The organism is Arenicella xantha (assembly GCF_003315245.1).
In the GTDB taxonomy this organism is placed as follows: Bacteria; Pseudomonadota; Gammaproteobacteria; order Arenicellales; family Arenicellaceae; genus Arenicella; species Arenicella xantha.
This window is the reverse complement of sequence record NZ_QNRT01000001.1, coordinates 61,658-80,804: the sequence shown is the minus strand read 5'-3', so window position 1 is coordinate 80,804 and position 19,147 is coordinate 61,658. Positions and strand designations below refer to the sequence as shown.

General features: G+C 48.5%; 20 protein-coding genes. 17 read left to right on the top strand and 3 right to left on the bottom strand.

Annotated features, from left to right (window positions below; translation table 11 throughout):
- Positions 1-131 precede the first annotated feature (131 nt).
- Positions 132-431 carry a hypothetical protein gene (locus DFR28_RS00345; RefSeq protein ID WP_113952318.1) on the top strand — a complete coding sequence of 100 codons (300 nt, stop codon included), beginning with the start codon at positions 132-134 and terminating at the stop codon, positions 429-431.
- 19 nt (positions 432-450) lie between these two features.
- Here the strand turns inward: DFR28_RS00345 and DFR28_RS00340 are convergent, their stop codons facing one another.
- Both DFR28_RS00340 and DFR28_RS00335 read right to left on the bottom strand, forming a co-directional pair.
- Positions 451-2,115: an electron transfer flavoprotein-ubiquinone oxidoreductase gene (locus DFR28_RS00340; protein WP_211316793.1), complete on the bottom strand. Its 1,665-nt coding sequence runs from the start codon at positions 2,113-2,115 to the stop codon at positions 451-453.
- A 49-nt stretch (positions 2,116-2,164) separates the two neighbouring features.
- Positions 2,165-2,836: a GntR family transcriptional regulator gene (locus tag DFR28_RS00335; RefSeq protein WP_113952317.1), complete on the bottom strand. Its 672-nt coding sequence runs from the start codon at positions 2,834-2,836 to the stop codon at positions 2,165-2,167.
- A 198-nt stretch (positions 2,837-3,034) separates the two neighbouring features.
- Here DFR28_RS00335 and DFR28_RS00330 point away from each other — a divergent pair, with 198 nt between their 5' ends.
- The 10 genes from DFR28_RS00330 to DFR28_RS00285 all read left to right on the top strand — a co-directional run bounded on the left by DFR28_RS00330 (position 3,035) and on the right by DFR28_RS00285 (position 15,153).
- Positions 3,035-3,784: an electron transfer flavoprotein subunit beta/FixA family protein gene (locus DFR28_RS00330; RefSeq protein ID WP_113952316.1), complete on the top strand. Its 750-nt coding sequence runs from the start codon at positions 3,035-3,037 to the stop codon at positions 3,782-3,784.
- Positions 3,785-3,796: 12 nt separating this feature from the next.
- Positions 3,797-4,723, top strand: a complete 927-nt coding sequence (locus tag DFR28_RS00325) for an electron transfer flavoprotein subunit alpha/FixB family protein (RefSeq protein WP_113952315.1) — start codon at positions 3,797-3,799, stop codon at positions 4,721-4,723.
- 205 nt (positions 4,724-4,928) lie between these two features.
- Positions 4,929-6,380 (top strand): glyceraldehyde-3-phosphate dehydrogenase, encoded by a 1,452-nt coding sequence (locus tag DFR28_RS00320; protein WP_113952314.1) that lies wholly within the window; start codon positions 4,929-4,931, stop codon positions 6,378-6,380.
- Complete coding sequence (locus tag DFR28_RS00315) at positions 6,380-7,264, top strand: alpha/beta fold hydrolase (RefSeq protein WP_113952313.1); 885 nt, start codon at positions 6,380-6,382, stop codon at positions 7,262-7,264. The genes DFR28_RS00320 and DFR28_RS00315 overlap by 1 nt, the downstream gene beginning before the upstream one ends.
- A 103-nt stretch (positions 7,265-7,367) precedes the next feature.
- Positions 7,368-8,174, top strand: a complete 807-nt coding sequence (locus tag DFR28_RS00310) for a hypothetical protein (protein ID WP_147250884.1) — start codon at positions 7,368-7,370, stop codon at positions 8,172-8,174.
- 172 nt (positions 8,175-8,346) lie between these two features.
- Entirely contained in the window at positions 8,347-8,727 is a 381-nt protein-coding gene (locus tag DFR28_RS00305) for a VOC family protein (RefSeq protein WP_113952311.1), read from the top strand.
- A 227-nt stretch (positions 8,728-8,954) separates the two neighbouring features.
- Positions 8,955-9,320: a hypothetical protein gene (locus DFR28_RS00300; protein ID WP_113952310.1), complete on the top strand. Its 366-nt coding sequence runs from the start codon at positions 8,955-8,957 to the stop codon at positions 9,318-9,320.
- Positions 9,321-9,403: 83 nt separating this feature from the next.
- Positions 9,404-10,744, top strand: a complete 1,341-nt coding sequence (locus DFR28_RS00295; RefSeq protein WP_113952309.1) for a TolC family protein — start codon at positions 9,404-9,406, stop codon at positions 10,742-10,744.
- Entirely contained in the window at positions 10,741-12,021 is a 1,281-nt protein-coding gene (locus DFR28_RS00290; protein ID WP_113952308.1) for an efflux RND transporter periplasmic adaptor subunit, read from the top strand. Before DFR28_RS00295 ends, DFR28_RS00290 begins: the two co-directional genes overlap by 4 nt.
- 12 nt (positions 12,022-12,033) lie before the next feature.
- Complete coding sequence (locus DFR28_RS00285; RefSeq protein ID WP_113952307.1) at positions 12,034-15,153, top strand: efflux RND transporter permease subunit; 3,120 nt, start codon at positions 12,034-12,036, stop codon at positions 15,151-15,153.
- A 175-nt stretch (positions 15,154-15,328) separates the two neighbouring features.
- Here DFR28_RS00285 and DFR28_RS00280 read toward each other — a convergent pair whose 3' ends face one another.
- Positions 15,329-16,915 (bottom strand): beta-barrel assembly-enhancing protease, encoded by a 1,587-nt coding sequence (locus DFR28_RS00280; protein WP_113952306.1) that lies wholly within the window; start codon positions 16,913-16,915, stop codon positions 15,329-15,331.
- A gap of 187 nt (positions 16,916-17,102) precedes the next feature.
- On the opposite strand from DFR28_RS00280, the gene DFR28_RS00275 reads away from it, so the two are divergent.
- The 6 genes from DFR28_RS00275 to DFR28_RS00250 all read left to right on the top strand — a co-directional run bounded on the left by DFR28_RS00275 (position 17,103) and on the right by DFR28_RS00250 (position 19,105).
- Entirely contained in the window at positions 17,103-17,363 is a 261-nt protein-coding gene (locus DFR28_RS00275; RefSeq protein WP_113952305.1) for a sulfurtransferase TusA family protein, read from the top strand.
- A gap of 72 nt (positions 17,364-17,435) precedes the next feature.
- A complete protein-coding gene (locus DFR28_RS00270; protein WP_113952304.1) occupies positions 17,436-17,711 on the top strand; it encodes a YcgL domain-containing protein in 276 nt (91 codons plus the stop codon).
- A complete protein-coding gene (gene tusD / locus DFR28_RS00265; protein WP_113952303.1) occupies positions 17,711-18,103 on the top strand; it encodes a sulfurtransferase complex subunit TusD in 393 nt (130 codons plus the stop codon). Before DFR28_RS00270 ends, tusD begins: the two co-directional genes overlap by 1 nt.
- Positions 18,100-18,462 (top strand): sulfurtransferase complex subunit TusC, encoded by a 363-nt coding sequence (gene tusC / locus DFR28_RS00260; protein ID WP_113952302.1) that lies wholly within the window; start codon positions 18,100-18,102, stop codon positions 18,460-18,462. Before tusD ends, tusC begins: the two co-directional genes overlap by 4 nt.
- Entirely contained in the window at positions 18,459-18,761 is a 303-nt protein-coding gene (tusB, locus tag DFR28_RS00255) for a sulfurtransferase complex subunit TusB (protein WP_342773261.1), read from the top strand. The genes tusC and tusB overlap by 4 nt, the downstream gene beginning before the upstream one ends.
- A gap of 5 nt (positions 18,762-18,766) precedes the next feature.
- Positions 18,767-19,105 carry a TusE/DsrC/DsvC family sulfur relay protein gene (locus DFR28_RS00250; RefSeq protein ID WP_113952300.1) on the top strand — a complete coding sequence of 113 codons (339 nt, stop codon included), beginning with the start codon at positions 18,767-18,769 and terminating at the stop codon, positions 19,103-19,105.
- Positions 19,106-19,147 lie beyond the last annotated feature (42 nt).

Here is a 19,147-nt window from a genome sequence, read left to right as displayed (position 1 = left end):
TTCGGTCTTGTTAGTGGTAAGCTGAGGTGCGGGTTAGTCCACTCTCGTTGAGTTGACAGTTGTTGACAGAATGTCTGGCAAAATTAGTCTATTGTGCATGGATAAGTCACCACTCACATCGGACAATTATCATGAATCAATCTGCCAATGAAATACAAGTTACCAGCCTAAATAGCACCTGCCTGTCTATATTACTAAAATATAGCCGGTTGGTTAAAGCATCTGCTGGTCTGGAGGTATCGTTGCGCGACGAAAACCTAGTGAGTTGGGTATATGCTCACGCCGAGCAAAGTTCAGATCCAGAACTGCGAAGTTTGGCCAATCGCTTACATCATGAGATGGTCAGCTATCTAAAAGATTGTGATAAACACGCTGCCCAGCTCAAACATTATCAGCCGCTAGCACAAGCGACGACACGTATCGCCGCTTGAAGCCAGTGAGTGGTTTAAGTTACATGTTTGAATAGCTCGGGCCGCCGCCACCTTCGGGCGCGATCCAAACAATGTTCTGAGTAGGATCTTTGATATCACAGGTTTTGCAGTGGATGCAATTCTGGCTATTGATCTGCAGTTTAGGTTCGCCGACATCTTCGCCAATGATTTCATACACGCCGGCTGGGCAATAACGTTGCTCAGGTGATGCATATTCATTGTAATTAACTTCAATCGCCACCTTGGGGTCTTTGAGTGTTAAATGACAAAAGATATCTTCATCATGATATGTGTTGGATAAGAACACCGAAGAAGGCTTGTCGAAACTCAGTTTTCCATCTGGTTTTGGGTAGGCAATTTTTTCACTATCAGCGGCTTTCTTGAGCTGTAAATGATCGGGGGTATTGTCCCGCAAGGTTGGTAGTATTCCACCAAGCACTTGGTCGATATAGTTATACGTGCCGCCCATCCAAGCGCCAAATTTGTGTAGCGCTGGGCCAAAAGAACGTGATTTTTTAAGCTCTTTGCCCGCCCATGATGCACGAAATGCGGTGTCGAATTGTGACAAAGTTTGACCTGCCGCGCCATCGTTTGATAAATGCTCAAACAATACTTCCGCGGCGATCATGCCCGATTTCATAGCCGTGTGTGTGCCTTTGATTTTGGCGAAGTTAAGCGTGCCAGCATCGCAACCAATTAGCAGTGCGCCGGGCAGGCTTAACTTTCCGAGCGCATTCCAGCCGCCTTTGGTAATAGCTCGAGCGCCATAGCCTAAGCGTTTACCGCCTTCTAGCACCGACGCGAATTGTGGATGATGTTTCATTCGCTGGAATTCGTCGAATGGACTGAGATACGGATTGCTGTAGTTCAGATCGATAATAATGCCTAGTGTCACCATGTTGTCATTCAAATGGTACAAAAATGAGCCGCCAGTCGAACCTTTGGTAAGCGGCCAGCCCGAGCCATGAACCACTTTGCCGGGCTCGTGATTTTCTGGTTTCACTTCCCATAACTCTTTAAAGCCTATGCCGTAATGTTGTGCGTCTGCTTCTTGATTTAGGTCAAACTTAGCCATCAGTTCTCGACCTAATTGGCCGCGCGACCCTTCAGCAAAAACGGTGTATTTGGCATGCAGTTCCATGCCCGGCTCGAAAGATGGCTTACGCTTGCCTTCGGCATCTACGCCATTGTTTGGTGTTGCCACGCCTTTGACACTTCCATCTTCGTGATAGAGTACTTCCGCCGCCGCGAAACCAGGGTAGATCTCAATGCCTAGTGCTTCGGCTTGTTCGCCTAACCAGCGCACCACGTTGGACAAACTAACAATGTAGTTGCCTTTGTTGTGCATCGATGGCGGGATCATTAAGCCGGGGAACTTAATGGATCCTGACTCATTGAACATATGTAATTCGTCACGCTTGACTGGTGTTTTCAGCGGTGCGCCAAGTTCTTCCCAATTAGGTAGTAATTCGTTGAGTGCGCGTGGCTCGATCACCGCGCCGGATAAAATATGAGCACCAACTTCGGCACTCTTTTCGAGTAAGCAGATGGTGATCTCTTTGCCCTTGGCGTCGGCGAGTTGTTTTAATTTGATTGCCGCGGACATACCAGCTGGTCCACCACCAACAATAACGACATCGTATTCCATGCTTTCGCGTTGGATTTCAGGGGCTGCATCACTCATGGTTTTCTCCAGACTAGTCATTCATAAAAAATTGTTTAATTGCCACGGCTTAGATGGCGGACGCCGACATGCGACGTTGAATTCGTTCTCTAGCGTGCACAATATGGCGACGCATGGTTACTTCGGCAAGTTGTGCGTCGCGCAGTTCAATGGCATACACAATTTGCCGATGCTCGATCAATGAGTTGGTCGAGCTATTGCGGGCAAATTCGTTTTGATACCGAAACATCTTAATTAAATTATACAGCTCGCGCAGCAACGCGGCTTCGATCACCTTATTCTTACTGCCGCGGATGATGGTTTCATGAAACGCATAATCGCTTTCGGCCGGTATAAACGCTCCCGAGTTCTCGCGCATGTGTTTACTCTGGGCGTCGATTAATCGGTGTAACTGATCAATCTCTTGCGAACTCATGTTTAAGGCCGCCAGCGCCACCGCTTTGCTCTCTAGTGCTTCACGTGTTTCGTATATCTGCAACACCAATTCCATGCTCAAGGTAACTACTCTAGCTCCTTGTTGTGGAATGTGTTGGATTAGATTCATGCCTTCAAGCCGCCGTATCGCTTCTCTAAGCGGTCCGCGGCTAACGTCCAACTCTTTAGCAAGTTTGGTTTCGCTTAATTTAGCGCCTTGCGGAATCTCACCAGTAATGATCGCGTCCCTCAACGTATCGGTGAGTTCGCTGCTTAAGGTGTTGGCAAAAGAAGGTGCATGGCTCATAACGCTGGAAAATAGTGTTATATCCGTAAAATGTCAACATTTCTTATAATAAATGCTATTTATTAGCTTTATGTGATGCATAAATAGTAAAAATGTCGACATTAATTGAAATGTGATGTCGCTTCGCCTAAACTGTCCAGACTCGGCGCTCTGTTCGCACATCGCCTTGCATAAGCAATTCTTTATTTGGAGTAGATAATGAAAGTTTTAGTCCCAGTTAAACGCGTTATAGATGCCTATGTAAGCATCCGCGTAAAGAGCGACGGCTCCGGTGTTGATACCGACAACGTAAAGATGTCACTAAATCCATTTTGTGAAATTGCTTTGGAAGAAGCGATTCGCTTAAAAGAAGCGGGTGTTGCATCGGAAGTGGTTTTGGTGAGTGTTGGGTCGGCTGAAATTGACACAGTAATTCGATCTGGTTTGGCGATGGGCGCTGATCGCGCTATTCGCATTGATGCCGACAACGATGTTGAGCCGCTCGCGATTGCTAAGATTTTGAAGTTCGTGGTCGAGAAAGAAGGCGCCGGCTTGGTCATTACTGGTAAGCAGTCGATCGACGGTGATAATAATCAAACGGGTCAAATGTTGTCCGCGTTACTGGATTGGCCACAGGCGACATTTGCTTCGGAAGTTGTTATTGATGGCGATAACGCTAAAGTCACTCGTGAAATTGATGGCGGTTTAGAAACCCTGTCGATTCCTTTACCAGCGGTGGTGACTACTGATTTGCGCTTGAATGAGCCACGTTACCCAACTTTGCCAAATATCATGAAGGCCAAGAAAAAGCCTTTGGATGTGATTGCGCTGGCAGATACGGGTGTTGATGCGACTAAGCGCCAAACGGTATTAAGCGTCAGTCCACCAGCCGAGCGTTCAGCGGGCATTATGGTGAGTTCAGTCGAAGAATTAGTCGACAAACTCAAGAACGAAGCAAAAGTTATTTAAGGGGCGAAAATTATGACTACGTTAGTAATAGCACAACACGACAATGCAGAGTTGCATGCCTCTACGCTTAATACGGTTATGGCGGCAACCCAGATTGGTGGCGATGTCCATGTTCTGGTAGCTGGCAGCGGTGCCGGTGATGTAGCTGCTCAAGCCGCCAAGATATCTGGTGTTACCAAGGTGTTGCATGCCGATGCAGATCACTATAAAGATGGTGTTTCGGTAGAAGTGGCAAACTTAGTGGTGAGCCTTGCTGGTGACTACTCGCACATCATGGCCGGATCAACTACGTCAGGTAAAGATATGTTGCCACGTGTAGCGGCGCTGATCGATTCGTCACAAATATCCGACATCATTAGCGTTGAGTCGGCTGATACATTTACTCGTCCAATCTACGCGGGTAACGCGATTGCAACAGTTCAGAGCTCTGATGCCACTAAAGTATTAACGGTTCGCCAAACTGGTTTTGACGCTGCCGGCACCGACGGTTCTGCCGAAGTGGTTAGCATTGATGCAGCCGCGGTCAGCGGAACTACGTCAGTAGTTGGTCGCGAACTCACAGTGTCCGCACGACCTGATCTCGGTGCTGCCGAGATTGTAGTCTCTGGCGGACGTGGTGTGGGTAGTGCTGAGAACTTTAAAATCATCGAAAACTTAGCAGATAAATTAGGTGCGGCTGTTGGCGCATCGCGCGCTGCCGTTGATGCAGGCTACGTGCCGAATGATTACCAAGTTGGTCAGACGGGTAAGGTCGTTGCGCCGAGCTTGTATATTGCGGTTGGCATTTCAGGCGCCATTCAGCACTTGGCTGGTATGAAAGACAGTAAAGTGATCGTCGCAATTAATAAAGACGAAGAAGCACCTATTTTTCAGGTTGCTGATTACGGTTTGGTTGCAGACTTATTTGAAGCTGTTCCAGAATTAGTAGGCGCTTTGTAATTCAAGTGCTTCACTGATCTGAGAAAAGCCCCAAGATCTAGGTCTTGGGGCTTTTTTTATATTCAAAATCAGCTCCACGCATAGTGTTTTGGGGTGATTTCTATATAATTCGAAGTCCACGAAAAAGCCACCTAGATCCGATCGTTGCCGCTGTGCGTGCCGCGACCTAGGTACCTACAAACACGTCTATTCGAAAGAGGCTAATATGACTCGCGAAGTCAGTCAGCAGTATTTGGTAAATTGGAATGAGCGTCAGGCGCTCGCCGAAAGTATGGTTCCCCTTCTTGGTTCCTTGTATCGAGGCCCCAGTGTCGTGGTCCGAGTTTTTGGCCAGAAGATTGTCAACACCTCCACCATTACAATCATCAAAGCACATTTGCATGGGCGCTTGATTGTCGGCAAAGCCTTGGATATGAAAAAGAGTTTCGAGATGCTGCAATTAATCGAGCTGATGGACTTGCGGCCTTGTCGATTAGACCTTGGTAAACTCTGTCATGAGTATTTGTCGCAAGATGGCGATGAGTCAATGCAGGACTTTTTAACTCGCCGACTCAAACAATTGCTTGGCGAGGCTACTGCCGAAGAGCGTGAGTCACATGATGTTGTGCTGTACGGTTTTGGACGAATTGGACGTTTGTTAGCGCGCTTATTGATCGACCGAACAGGCACCGGCGCTAAACTGCGATTGCGCGGTGTGGTGGTGCGTGCCAAGGGTGATGTGGGCTTAGATTTAGAGAAGCGCGCTGAATTATTACGTCGCGATTCAGTTCATGGCGAGTTCGACGGGGCAATTAAAGTTGATGTGGAAGCACGAGCGATTATTGCTAACGGTAACTTTATTCAGTTTATTTACGCCAATAGTCCGAGCGAGATTGATTACACCGTGTATGGCATTCAAGACGCGCTAGTAGTTGACAATACCGGTATTTGGAAAGATGAAGCTGGTTTGGGGCAACACACATCTTGCCCAGGAATCTCCAAGGCGTTGTTAACTGCTCCAGCCAAAGGTGACATTAAAAATATTGTGTATGGCATCAATGACGACATGATCGAGGCCGCTGACACAATCTTGTGCGCAGCGTCATGTACCACCAACGCAATTGTACCGCCGCTTAAAGTGATTAACGACAAATATGGCATTGTAAGTGGTCATGTTGAAACCATTCACTCCTACACTAATGATCAAAACTTGATCGATAATTATCACAGTGCCGAACGCCGCGGTCGTAGCGCGCCATTGAACATGGTGATCACCTCTACCGGTGCCGCCAAAGCGGTGTCTAAGGTGTTGCCAGAATTGTCTGGAGTGCTGACTGGCAATGCTATTCGAGTGCCGACGCCGAATGTTTCTATGGCTGTGATGAACTTGAACTTGTCGCAAGAAGTTACCGTGGAAGAGCTGAATGAAACGTTCCGGCAGATTTCTTATCACTCGCCGTTGCAAGAGCAGATTGGCTTTACCTATTCGACCGAAGTCGTGTCGTCTGATTTAGTTGGGTCGACTCATGCTGGCGTAGTCGACGGTGGCGCCACTATTGCTGACGGTTCTCGAGTTGTACTCTATGTGTGGTATGACAACGAAGCTGGCTACAGCAACCAAGTGGTGCGCGTAATGCAAAAAGTAGTTGGTTTATCACTCGACTGTCTGGGGAATTAATGACGTTGCCTAATAGTGAGTGCAAAACGACTCAGCTAGACATTCGCGGATTGAACTATCACGTGCAGGAGTGGGGTGATAGTTCAAATCCTACTTTGATTCTCATTCACGGTTGGATGGATTGTGGTGCCACGTTTAATCACGTGGCCGAAAAATTGGTCGATGAGTACCATATTATTGCGCCGGATTTGCGCGGCTTTGGTAATTCTGACCATGCTAGCGGCTACTGGTTCGCCGACTATTTTGCTGATTTAGATGAGCTGCTTAATCACTACACGCCTGACCGACCGGCTAGGCTGATAGGGCATAGTATGGGTGGCAATATCGTTATGATGTATGCCGGTATTCGCCCAGAAAGGGTGGCGAGCGTGTTGAGTTTGGAAGCCTTGGGCATGGCACCAACCGAAAGTCATGAAGCGCCTGGCAAATATCGGCAGTGGATGACACAAATATTGAGTGGCGAGTCGGTTAAGATTTATCCTAACATCGAAGCGCTGAAACGATCTATTCGAGCGGGCAATCCCAGCCTACCGGAACCGATTGTTGATGAATTAGCTGTGCATTGGGGAACGCCTGTTGGGGAAGATGGCGCGTATCGCTTGAAGCATGATCACAAGCACCGCTATGCTAATCCAGTGCGCTATAACTTTGATGATACATTGGCGGTGTGGCGCGAAATTACTGCTCGAGTTGGTATCGTTATGGCCGAGCAATCCAGCCTGTATCGAAAATTCAATCAGCTCGGCAGAATCAAGCAATCGATGGAAGTATTGAAAGTCTCTGCTAGTGACTACTTTTTAGTTGAAGATGCGGCGCATATGTTGCATTTGGAGCAGCCTGAATCAACCGCTGAATGTGTGCGACGATTTTTTGCCGCGCGGTAGTGATAAAGCAAGTTGTTGTGCTGGGCATAAAGCGGCTGTGGTCGCTGTATGCTCAGTCAGCATGAGGTAAACTTACATAGACTAATAGAGCAAGGATGAATAAATGAAGTCTCTAATGCGGTGCGCTTTAACCTTAATGCTTGGCTTACTAGCACAAACAGTGATTGCCGGCACGTTACAGGTGACGCAGGACCCTAAATTGGCACGTTACCAGTGTCCGAGTGCCGATTTGCTGCGGCAATTTCTGAACTTTGACGATCTGTTGATTGGTGAATTACACGGCACCGTTGAAACGCCGGCGTTTTTCAAATGCCTTGTCGATTTTAGTGTGACGCATGCCAATGAGCGGGTCATTGTGTCGCTTGAAATGCCCAGTGCCGCCAGAGAGTCTAGCGATGAATTTTGGCGCAAAGGTGAATTTGAGGATGGTCGCTCCTCGGTGGCTATGTATCATCTGGTGATGTATTTGGTCGAGTTGGAGGCCCAGTTGTTGATCGATTTGCATTTCCAGCACCGTAGTCGTCATTTCAATTCGCAAATAGAATTAAGTAAATTCCGAGAGAATCGTACTGTTGTGGTGGGTTCTGAAATAGAGGCGTTATCGCAAAAGGGCAAGGTGATTGGCCTCGCGGGAAATTTGCACACACCTAAAATCCGGCCAAGCTTTATGATTCCTGAGCAGGATTTCGAGGGAAGGCATGTTGGGCCTAGCTTTACGCACATCCTTATTGACTCAGCCTTGGGCGGAGAGGTTTGGTTGTGTCCAGGTATGGGTGAGTGCGGTTTACAGCAACTAATGGTGCAAAAAACAGCGCGTCGCGGATCACTGATCGCAGATAGTGAAAGAGGGCATGACTATATTTACTACCTCGATATAGATGGGTTTACTGGGTCAGCGCCGCAACAATGAAGTGTTATTGTGTTTATGCGATGAGCTGATCGGGCATGAATTGACACTAGGCTGATATTCCCTCGTGCATCGCTATGCGCTACTATACTCAGCCGTCACGGCGAGTGATTATGCTAACTTCCGGCTAGCGTCGTGCTTGGCCACAAACTAATACCAAAAGCGAGATACCACTATGTTTAGTCATATCATGCTTGGCGCCAATGACGTCGAGCAATCAAAGAAATTCTACGATGCTATTTTAGCTACCATGGGCCACAAACCTGGCGTCATGGATGACATGGGGCGATGCTTTTATTTCACCAAAACTGGTGTATTCGCTCTGACGAAACCAATTGATGGTGAGCCTGCGTCTCATGGCAATGGCAGCACCTTTGGGTTTGCCGCTGAGAGTCCTGAGGTTGCCGATGCATGGCATGCCGCTGGTCTTGAAAATGGTGGCACCGCCTGTGAAAACCCTCCTGGTGTTCGTGAAGGCGCGAGTGGCAAACTGTATCTTGCCTATCTGCGTGACCCGTCAGGCAATAAAATATGTGCTTTGTATCGCATTCAGTAGTTTACAAGCCTTTGGTTTGAGTTGTTTTCTAAGCGCGGTAATTCCGGCGACCTGAACAGCTATTCTGTCTACAACTCAAACCTAGCTACTCTTTACTTATAACTACCGGAGTCAGGCCGGTATGCAACCCGACTGGGCCATGACTTTAGTTGGCCGATCGACGATTTACTTGTTATCATCGTGACTCACTACAGCGAAACCATGTTGAGAATCGATAATAGATACCTATGCGCAACGGAGGCTTAACTTATCTGCTGGTTTTATTGATGTGCATGGAGTCTGCATTCGCGAATGTTGCTGCATTTGACCAATGTGATGCAGGTAGTATCGAGTCGATATATCAGTCTGAGTCACTCCAAAATGACGTCGCAACGGACGCGGTGCTAGAGCAAGCAGCGAGCAGTGATAACGCACTGATTGCAACAATGGATTGTTGTGTAGATTGCAGTGACTGTGCCTGTTGTGTGCATTTAACGCTTCCTTCGATTTACTCAAATAAACCGATTACACGAGCGACTCAGTTACGTTTGGATTACCACCTGTCGGTTGTCGAGATTCCAGTCGTTTCATTTTTACGCCCACCTAAACACTAACCTTTTTGTATTTGCAGTTCTGAGCTTCATTGTCAGTGGCAGTGAAGCTCAGTTGTATTTTTTTAACATAGGGTTAGTACTAAATGCTGTATTCACTAAATGCGCCAAATGATGGTGCGTACACACGTGCGAGAAATCGCCGATGGTCAATTTTGGTTAGCTTATTGCTTCTGTCAGTTTGTTCAGCAACGCAGGCTGAGCAACATGGCAATACGTTGACATTGGCGACGGCGATTGAGCGTTCATTAGAGCAAAACCCGTTATTGCGGGTATTTGAGTTTCGTCACAAGTTGTTAGACGGTGATAGCAATATTGCTAATTTACCCCCGGCGTATGAGCTTGGTTTTGGTGCCGAAGATTTTGCTGGAACTGGCGATTCAAAAGGGTTTGATGGAGCTGAACTGTCTGTGTCGTTGTCGTCTATTCTAGAATTGGGTGACAAACGTTTGGCGCGTAATAACGTTGTGGATGGGAGTCGTGCAGTTCTCGATGCGCGACAACAAACTGAGGCGCTCGATCTGCTCGGCGAGGTGACGCGTCGTTATGTCGAGGTGTTGGCCGCGCAAGCACGGCTGACACTAGCTCAAGTGGCGACTCGGCTGGCTGAAGACACGTTAAATGAAGTAAAGAAACGCTCTGATGCTGGTGCGGTACCCGTAGCGGAGGTTCAACGTGCGCGGGCAGCGGCGGGGCAGGCGCGACTAACGGCAGCATCTGAAACGCAGCAGCTGAACTATCGTCGGGTTGCATTAGCGGAATTATGGGGTGAGAGGACACCGTCCTTTACCAGCGTCGAGGGAAGCCTTTATCAGTTTGGTGAGGATAGAGAGTTTGAAGCCTTGTACGCAAAACTTACACAAAACCCTGCGATTCTTGTGTTTGCTGCGGAGCAGCGGCTAAGGGACGCCGAGTTGCGCTTGGCGAATGCACAGGCCAATACTGACGTGCGATGGTCGGTCGGGCTGAAGCAGTTCCAAGAAACTGATGACACGGCGATTATGGCTGGCTTCAGTGTGCCTCTATTTTCGTCTAAACGTAATCGTGGAGCGACGCAGTCAGCGGTTGCTGCGCGTGATGAAGTCGCCGTGCGAAAGGAAGCCGCGATGCTGAGCTTGCACACTCAGCTGTTTCATACTTATAGCAATCGGCAGCAGGCAATTCTTACTGTGAAAGCACTGCAAAGCAGCATCATTCCATCACTCGAGCAAGCTCTCAGAGAAACCCAAAGAGCCTATCAACACGGTCGATACAGTTATCTGGATTATTTGACCGCACGACAGGAGCTGATATCCGCACGTCGCACTTTAATAGACGCTGCCTCTGCGGTCTTGCGCTATGGCGCAGATATTGAGCAACTGACGGCAACGCCATTGAGCGAGGTCCGGACTAACTCAGTCGAACAAATTCAAGGAGTATCACAATGACACATCAATCGTTAATAGCACAGACACGCAAGGTACGAGCTTGGCGTTGGCTAATCCTAGCGTGCCTATTGCCGGCGACAACAACCAACATTGTCGCTTTTGCTGGATCCGACGATCCGCATCACGATGACCACCAAGCATCTGGGGCACATGATGAGCATGACGAAGGCTCGCGTGGCGGCAAGTTATTGGTAGACGGCGCTATTAGTGTAGAGATGTATCTTTTAGAGCAAGGCGATGGTTCACGGTTTCAAGCATGGGTGGATCGCGACAACAAGCCTGTTAAGAATCGAGAGTTGACTCTGACAGCGGATTTGACACGCCTTGAAGGCCAAGTAAGTCGTATACATTTCACATATGAGGATGACCGATGGATAAGTACAGAAACCATTAGCGAACCGCATTCGTTTGCTGTGGACGTTGCGTTGAGGCTGCAGAATGAACCGTATCAATGGTCATTTGAATCGTATGAAGGTCGTGTAGAAATAGCCGCTGAGATTGCGTCCAATGCCGGCATAACGCGCGCAGTAGTTGGGCCTGGGCTTATTAATCAGACGGTTAAAGTTTACGGTAAAGCGGTAATGGACCCGAGTAGCGTTAGCCATGTTCGTGCTCGCTTTCCTGGAACCGTAGTGCGAGTACACGCAGAACGTGGTGATCGGGTTAAGGCTGGTGATGCGTTGTATGAAATTGAATCCAATGAAAGCTTGCAGCGCTATACATTGACTTCGCCACTAAGCGGTGTAGTGACTATGCGCAATGGTAATCCAGGAGAGTTAGCGCAACAACAAGTGCTTATGACGGTAGCCAATTTTGATCGGATGTGGGCTGAGTTTAAGGTTTTTCCAAGCCAGGCTCAGCAGGTTTCGGTAGGCCAAAAAGTGCGGGTGTCAGCTGGAGTTAGTGAGTCAGAATCAGAGCTTGAGCACTTGTTGATGAGTAATCATGGCCAGCCTTTCCTGCTCGCAAGAGCGCGGTTGGACAACGCTAAGCAGCAATGGACTTCAGGTTTGTTGCTGGAAGGGGATATTACGCTAAAGCAGGTTCAGTTGCCGGTGGTGGTGGACAATCGTGCATTGCAATTTATCGATGAAAAGCCTGTGGTCTTTGTGAATGTGGGGAATAGTTATGAGGCCCGCGCGTTAGAGCTCGGGCTTAGCGACGGCAAATTCTCCGAGGTAACACACGGCCTTACAGCGGGTTCTTCGTACGTGGTGGAAAATAGCTATCTAATCAAAGCTGACCTCGAAAAGGCCGGCGCTACACATGCTCATTAGCAGGACTTCACAATGATTGAATCCATAATGCGCTTGTCAATTGAGCGCCGCTGGTTGGTATTATCAATGAGCCTTATTTTGTTGGGTGTAGGTAGCTGGAGTTATACAAATCTACCTATTGATGCTGTGCCAGATATCACAAATATCCAAGTGCAGATCAATACTGTGGCGGAAGGCTACTCGCCATTGGAAACCGAGCAGCGGATTACATTTCCGGTTGAAACAGCGCTCGCAGGAATTCCACAGTTGTCATCCACTCGCTCATTGTCGCGCTATGGCTTGTCGCAGGTTACGGTAGTGTTCGAGGAGGGCACCGATCTGTACTTCGCTCGCAACATGATCAGTCAGCGGCTGGCGTCGGTTAAAAGTATGTTGCCGTCAGGAATCGAACCAATAATGGGGCCGATTACGACTGGTTTGGGCGAAATATTTATGTATACGGTCGATGCGATGCCCGGCGCATTACAGGCCGATGGCCGCCCGTATGATGTGACGGCCTTGCGCGAGGTTCAAGATTGGATCATAAAACCTCAGCTCGCATTGGTGCCAGGTGTGACTGAGATAAATACTATCGGTGGGTTTGATAAACAGTATCACGTTACACCAAGCCCCCAGAAAATGCTTAGCTTTGGGGTTTCTCTGCATGATATTAGCCAAGCACTTCTCAACAATAACGATAACCGCGGCGCTGGCTATATAGAGCGAAACGGCCAGCAGTTGTTAGTTCGGTCTCCAGGTCAGCTCCACAGCATCATTGATATAGAGCAAGTTGTTGTAAAGAATATTGAGGGAGCGCCGGTGCGCGTTTCCGATGTGGCGGATGTGGCAATTGGCAGAGAATTGAGAACCGGAGCGGCGACTCGGAAAGGGGTCGAAACGGTGCTCGGTGGAGCCATGATGCTAGTCGGCGAAAACTCACGGTCAGTATCACGCGCGTTGGCTAATAAGCTGGTCGAGATCGAACCATCGCTTCCACAAGGCGTTAAGGTTGAGGCTGTTTATGACCGAACGGCGCTAGTGGATAAGGCAATTGCGACGGTACAAAAAAATCTCGTTGAAGGCGCGCTCCTCGTGATATTTGTGTTGTTCCTGTTGCTTGGCAATATACGTGCAGCACTGATCACCGCAGCGGTGATTCCGTTAGCGATGTTGGCCACCTTAACCGGTATGGTGCAAACCGGTGTGTCGGCAAACCTAATGAGCTTAGGAGCCTTGGATTTTGGCTTGATCGTTGATGGCGCAGTGATTATTGTCGAAAATTCGATTCGTCGGCTCGCCGAAGCTCAGCGTCAAAATAATGGTGATAAATTAGCGCTAAATGACAGACTGAGACTTGTATTTCAGGCAAGCAATGAAGTGATCCGGCCTAGTTTGTTCGGCGTACTGATTATTACCGTGGTATACATTCCATTGTTCTCATTATCTGGCGTAGAGGGCAAAATGTTTCATCCGATGGCTGCTACGGTAATCATGGCGCTGCTGGCCGCGCTGGTGCTGTCATTAACCTTGGTGCCCGCTGCCCTAGCGGTGTTTATGACGGGTGATATTAGCGACCAAGAGAGCCGTTTTTATGGGGCGACTAAAGCTATCTATGCACCGCTACTAAACAGCGCGCTTAAGTTGCGTGGCTGGGTGCTTTCAGCCGCATTGCTATTGGTGCTTTTGACGAGCTGGCTGGCCTCGACGCTTGGATCAGAATTTATTCCCCAGCTCAATGAAGAAGATATTCTGTTGCAGGCCATTCGTATTCCAGGCACGGGGCTTGAGCAGTCTGTTGCTATGCAGCGCTTACTCGAAGATCAAGTTGCTAAATTTCCACAGGTGAAAACAGTATTCTCCAAAATCGGCACACCCGAGATTGCCAACGATCCGATGCCGCCCAATATTGCCGATACCTTCATAATGTTAAAGCCTCGTAGCGAATGGCCTAACCCAGACCAAACTCATAGCGAACTAGCGTCCGAAATCGTCGCCTCAGTAGATGGTCAACTCGGTAACAACTATGAATTAACTCAGCCTATCGAGATGCGTTTTAATGAACTTATATCGGGTGTGCGTGCGGACCTTGGAGTTAAAGTAGTTGGTGATGATATGTCGCAACTACTGCGTTCCGCTGACGCGATTCGTGCGGTGCTCGCCAGCATGGATGGTGCAGACGATATTATGGTTGAACAGGTAACTGGTTTGCCTATGTTGTCAATTGTTCCTAAACGCATGGCTTTATCTCGTTATGGCTTGAATGTATCGCAGTTGCAGGCAACACTTGCAACCGCCATTGGCGGAGAAGGCGCCGGGGCGATTTTTGAAGGCGATCGCCGCTTTAAGTTGGTTGTGAGGTTGCCTGAATCAATCCGTAGCGATGTTGGAGGGTTAAGTGATTTGCCTATTCCCTTGCTAAACGGTGACTATGTTCCGCTTTCCGAAGTGGCGACTCTGGAGATTGCGCCTGCGCCGAACCAAATTAGTAGAGAAAACGCTAAGCGCCGGATCGTGGTCACCACCAACGTTAGAGATCGTGATCTAGGGTCGTTTGTTGCGCAAGCAAAAGAGCGCGTTAGTCGTGAGGTTGTGTTGCCTGATGGGTATTGGCTGAGCTACGGTGGCGCGTTCGAGCAACTCGAATCAGCTAGTCAGCGACTTTTCTTGGTTGTGCCATTGACGTTATTGTTGGTATTGGCGCTGCTGGTTATAGCGATTGGTTCGGTAAAGGATGCGTTGATTATTTTCACTGGCATTCCACTCGCTTTAACTGGTGGTGTGGTTTTGTTGTGGTTGCGTGACATGCCGCTATCGATTTCGGCTGGTGTTGGCTTTATAGCGTTGTCCGGCGTCGCGGTGCTCAATGGTTTGGTCATGCTTACGTTTATACGAGAGCTGTGGCATAAAACCGGCAATCTGCTCGAATCGGTGGTGGAAGGCGCAATGATCCGACTGCGCCCGGTGTTGATGACCGCATTGGTTGCGAGTCTTGGCTTTGTGCCGATGGCGCTAAACTCGGGAACCGGCGCAGAAGTGCAGCGGCCGTTGGCCACAGTGGTAATCGGCGGTATTATTTCGTCCACTTTGCTAACACTATTCGTGCTGCCAATTTTGTATAAGATGGTGCATGCGCGTATCACAATTAACCGCTAAGTTAGACGTGGCTGCTTGTGTCAATGTAGAGAAAAAGAGCTCAGCGCTAGATTGCAGAGGTGCTATTTCCGGAGCGACAATCGGTTTCTTTGATTCTCAATGTGAGCGGTGACCAAAACTTCCCACAGCCAGGCTGCTGCAGGTGACAAATAGCGGGGCGACTAAACTAGCCTGATTAAAGTTTTTCCAGCTCCGCTAGTTCTTGTTCTACCTCTTCGATACGTGCGGCTAATCTTGCGCGCTGGTATTCGCTTTTAGTTAAGCGGAACGCGCGTTTGTATTGTTCCACCGCGAATTTGTAGTTTCCGCGTAGGTAATGGTATTCGCCGCGTTCTCGATATGCTTCGTAGTCATTGCCTTTCTCACCGTGCGCGCGCGATAGTAAAATGTGCAAATACGGTTCATCAGGGTTAACTGATAGTGCTTGTTGCAAGATCGGAATGGCTTCGTCGTGGTGGCGAGTTAGCACTAATGCATTGGCGAAGTAGATGTCGATCAAATGGTTTCCTTTGGCTGTTTGTTGTTCGTACAACCTGCGCAATATAGCCAAACCGTCTTCAATTTTGCCGGCTTCAAGTTCATTATCCGCTTGAATTAGTTCGACGCTAATATTGCCCGGGTAGTCAGCGAGTAATTTGCTGATCTCCTCGCGGGCTTTATCAAATTCGCCATTTTGAGATAGAGCCAAAGCGTATCCATAACGATTCGGTAAAGTGTTCTGACCGCTATTAATGAGACTTAGATATTGGTCGCGAACCAGAACGTGGTCTTCGTTATATCCGGCATTGGCCTTGGCGCGCATTAGCAAGAACTCGCTTTCGTCTTGCGGTGGGCCAGGCGGGTAAGCACGAACCCGTTCAGCTGACTCGGCGATTCGGTTGATAGTCAACGGGTGAGAGCGCAAGAATTCCGGGGCGTGTGATTCACTGACTCGGCTTTCGTCTAGCAAACGTTTGAAAAACACCGGCATCGCGGCAGGGTTAAAACCAGCGCGGCTTAGCAAGCGAATACCTAAGGAATCCGCTTCGGCTTCATAGGATCGGCTATAACTCAGTTGGCGTTGAATGATACTTGCTTGCGATACGCCGATTGCGGCTTGGGCGACTTCGCCACTGCCGGATGCGGCGGCGGCGAGTACCGAGGCTAACACCAGCCAGCCGTCGTACTGCGACGATTCTAGTTTTCGAGAGATGTGATTCTGCGTGACATGCGAGATTTCGTGACCAATCACCGAAGCTAATTCACTCTCGCTTTCTGATTTGGTCAGAATGCCACTATGGATAACAACATGCCCGCCTGGTACCGCAAAGGCGTTGATCACGCGATTGTCGACAAGGTAAAAACGATACGGATGGTTGGCGTCGCTGACTGACAATAGCCGATTGCCGAGGCGGTTAATGTAGTCAACTAATTCAGGGTCAGAGATATAGGGCAAAAATGATCTAGACTGTCGAATAAACGCGCGCCCGAGCTGTTGCGATTCATATTCAGATAGAAAACTGGCGGCGCTTGATCCTAGGTCGGGTAGTTGGTCAAATGGATCTTGCGCAGCTTGTGTCGTTATGTTGCGACGAATCAGCGAGTCGGATGGCGCTTGTTCAGTGGCAAGGTCAGCGGCACCTAAACTCTCTTGTTTAGAGCTTGCGAGATCATCGACTCGTTGGGCATAGCCGCTCGGTGCAGTTACGATAGCGCACGTTAAAAAAGACCACAATAAGGTGGTTTGAGTGAGTCGTGCGAAGCTCTGGCGTCTGTCAATCATAGTTAGAGTGGATAAATCAAATAGTCAATCTTGTGATACTTTCAATAACAGGCGGCGCGAGACTTGGTACTATTGCGATTCGTTTACGTCGTCCGATAATAATGCGTTTTCTAGTATAAGTGACCGTGGATATTATTGGATTATTGCTCAAGTCTACACCAAGCCTACTGTACGATAAATTAAACTCATGAAAGACCAATTCAAAATAAGTCACTCAGTTGACGCGCGGGGCTTGCGGTGTCCGATTCCGTTGTTGCGTGCGAAACAAGCACTCAAAGCCTTGTTGGTCGGGGACTATCTTGAGGTGTTGACTACTGATCCGAGCGCCAAAGGCGATTTTGACGCGATGCTAAAGCATCTACCACACACGCTTGAATCACATTCGATGGTAGCCGCTGATGATGAAAATGGAACTGAATTTGAACGCTTTGTGATCCGCAAGGCATGAGTCTTCTTAGCTTTATTCATAGAATCCGCTGTGTAACTTTAATAATTTAACTCATACGACGATAGAAAAACCATGAACTGCTACGTATATAAGGGCGCTAAAAAAGACGACTATTACTTGTTTCTCCCTGATGAGTTTGAGGAGTCGGCACCACCAGCAGCACTGCCTGAAGTGATTTTACAATTACTTGGTGAGCTTTCGTTGGTGGTTGAAGTTGAGCTGACCGCTGACCGAAAGTTGCCGCAGGCTGACGTTAGCCAGGTTATCGGCGACATTCAGTCTCAAGGCTTTTACCTGCAAATGCCGAAAAAAGATATGCGCGCTGAAGAAGCGCAGTATTTTAACTAATGGCGGCAATCAATTTATTGGTGACCGGCGCGGTGTTTTCTACGCAAGCCGGGTTTAGTGCTTTACGGTTTGCTAATGCAGCTATTGCCGCCGGCCACAGCATAACCCAAGTCTTTTTCTATCAAGATGGTGTGACGCAGGGTTCAGCACTATCTGTGCCATTGGGGGATGAGTTTGACGCGTCTTCAGCATGGGGCGAGCTTGCTGATAAACAGGGTATTGAACTGGTGATTTGTGTGTCGGCCGGAGAGCGCAGGGGCGTACTGGGCGACGCGCAAGCTCACGAATTTGCTAAAGCTGCGCACAATTTACACTCTAGTTTTCGCGTTGAAGGTCTAGGTGTGTTGCATGATGCATGTTTGCAAGCAGATCGAACGGTGACATTTAAATGAGTCAGCGTCGTTTTTTGTATGTGGTGACACAAGCGCCTTATTCTAATGTGTCTGGTCAAGAAGCTCTCGATGCGGCTCTAATCGGTGCGTCGTTTGACATTGAAGTGGCTATTCTGTTTATCCATGACGGTGTGCACCAAATTAGGCGCAATCAGGCTGCGGCAAGTGTTGGTATGAAGCCGGTAACTAAAGCCTTCGCCGCGTTAGCGGATTTTGATATTAGTCGCGTCTATGCGCACTCGACCAGTTTGACAGCTCGTGGCTTGTCTAAGCAAAATTTGATGATCGAAGTGCAGTTGGCCGATGACCAATACGTTAGGGCGCTGATTGAGCAACATGACAAGGTGATTACGTTTTGAGTACTTTGTATACTATAAATCAGTCGTGGCATCGTATGACATGGCTCTTCGAGCAGGTGGCATTTGCGAATAAGGGGGATGCTATATTGCTTATCGAAGACGGTGTGTTGACGATTGATTCAAGCACCACTTTAGCGTCGTTTGCGGCTAAAAGTCAGGCTGCTGGCATTGCCGTGTTTGCTTTGCGTGAAGACGCAATCGCACGAGGTGTTGGTGAGCCGATTAATGGCATTGAGCTGATAGATGTGGATGGCTTTGTATCGTTAGTCGCTGAACATGATAAGCACGTAGCGTGGTAACGAGAATGACCGAATCAATTGAGTTTAACGGCCAGCATTACGCTGTTGACGCGCAGGGCTTTCTTAAAAATCGATTGGCATGGACCGAAGCGCTTGGTCGCCATATTGCGAGTCTTGAAGGGGTTGAATTAACTGATGAGCACTGGGAGGTAATTCATTACTTCCGAGAATATTACGACGACTACAATATTCCACCGCCGATTCGCATGGTAATTCGTGTGTTTAAACAGGCTTTTGGCGAGGAGAATGCCAATAGTCGATACCTTTTGAGTTTGTTTCCAGAAGGCGCGACTAAGTCGGCGAGTAAGTATGCGGGCTTGCCAAAACCGAAGAATTGCAAGTAAGCAAGTGAGGCATTGGGTGCGGCGATAGAATCCGTATTCCAT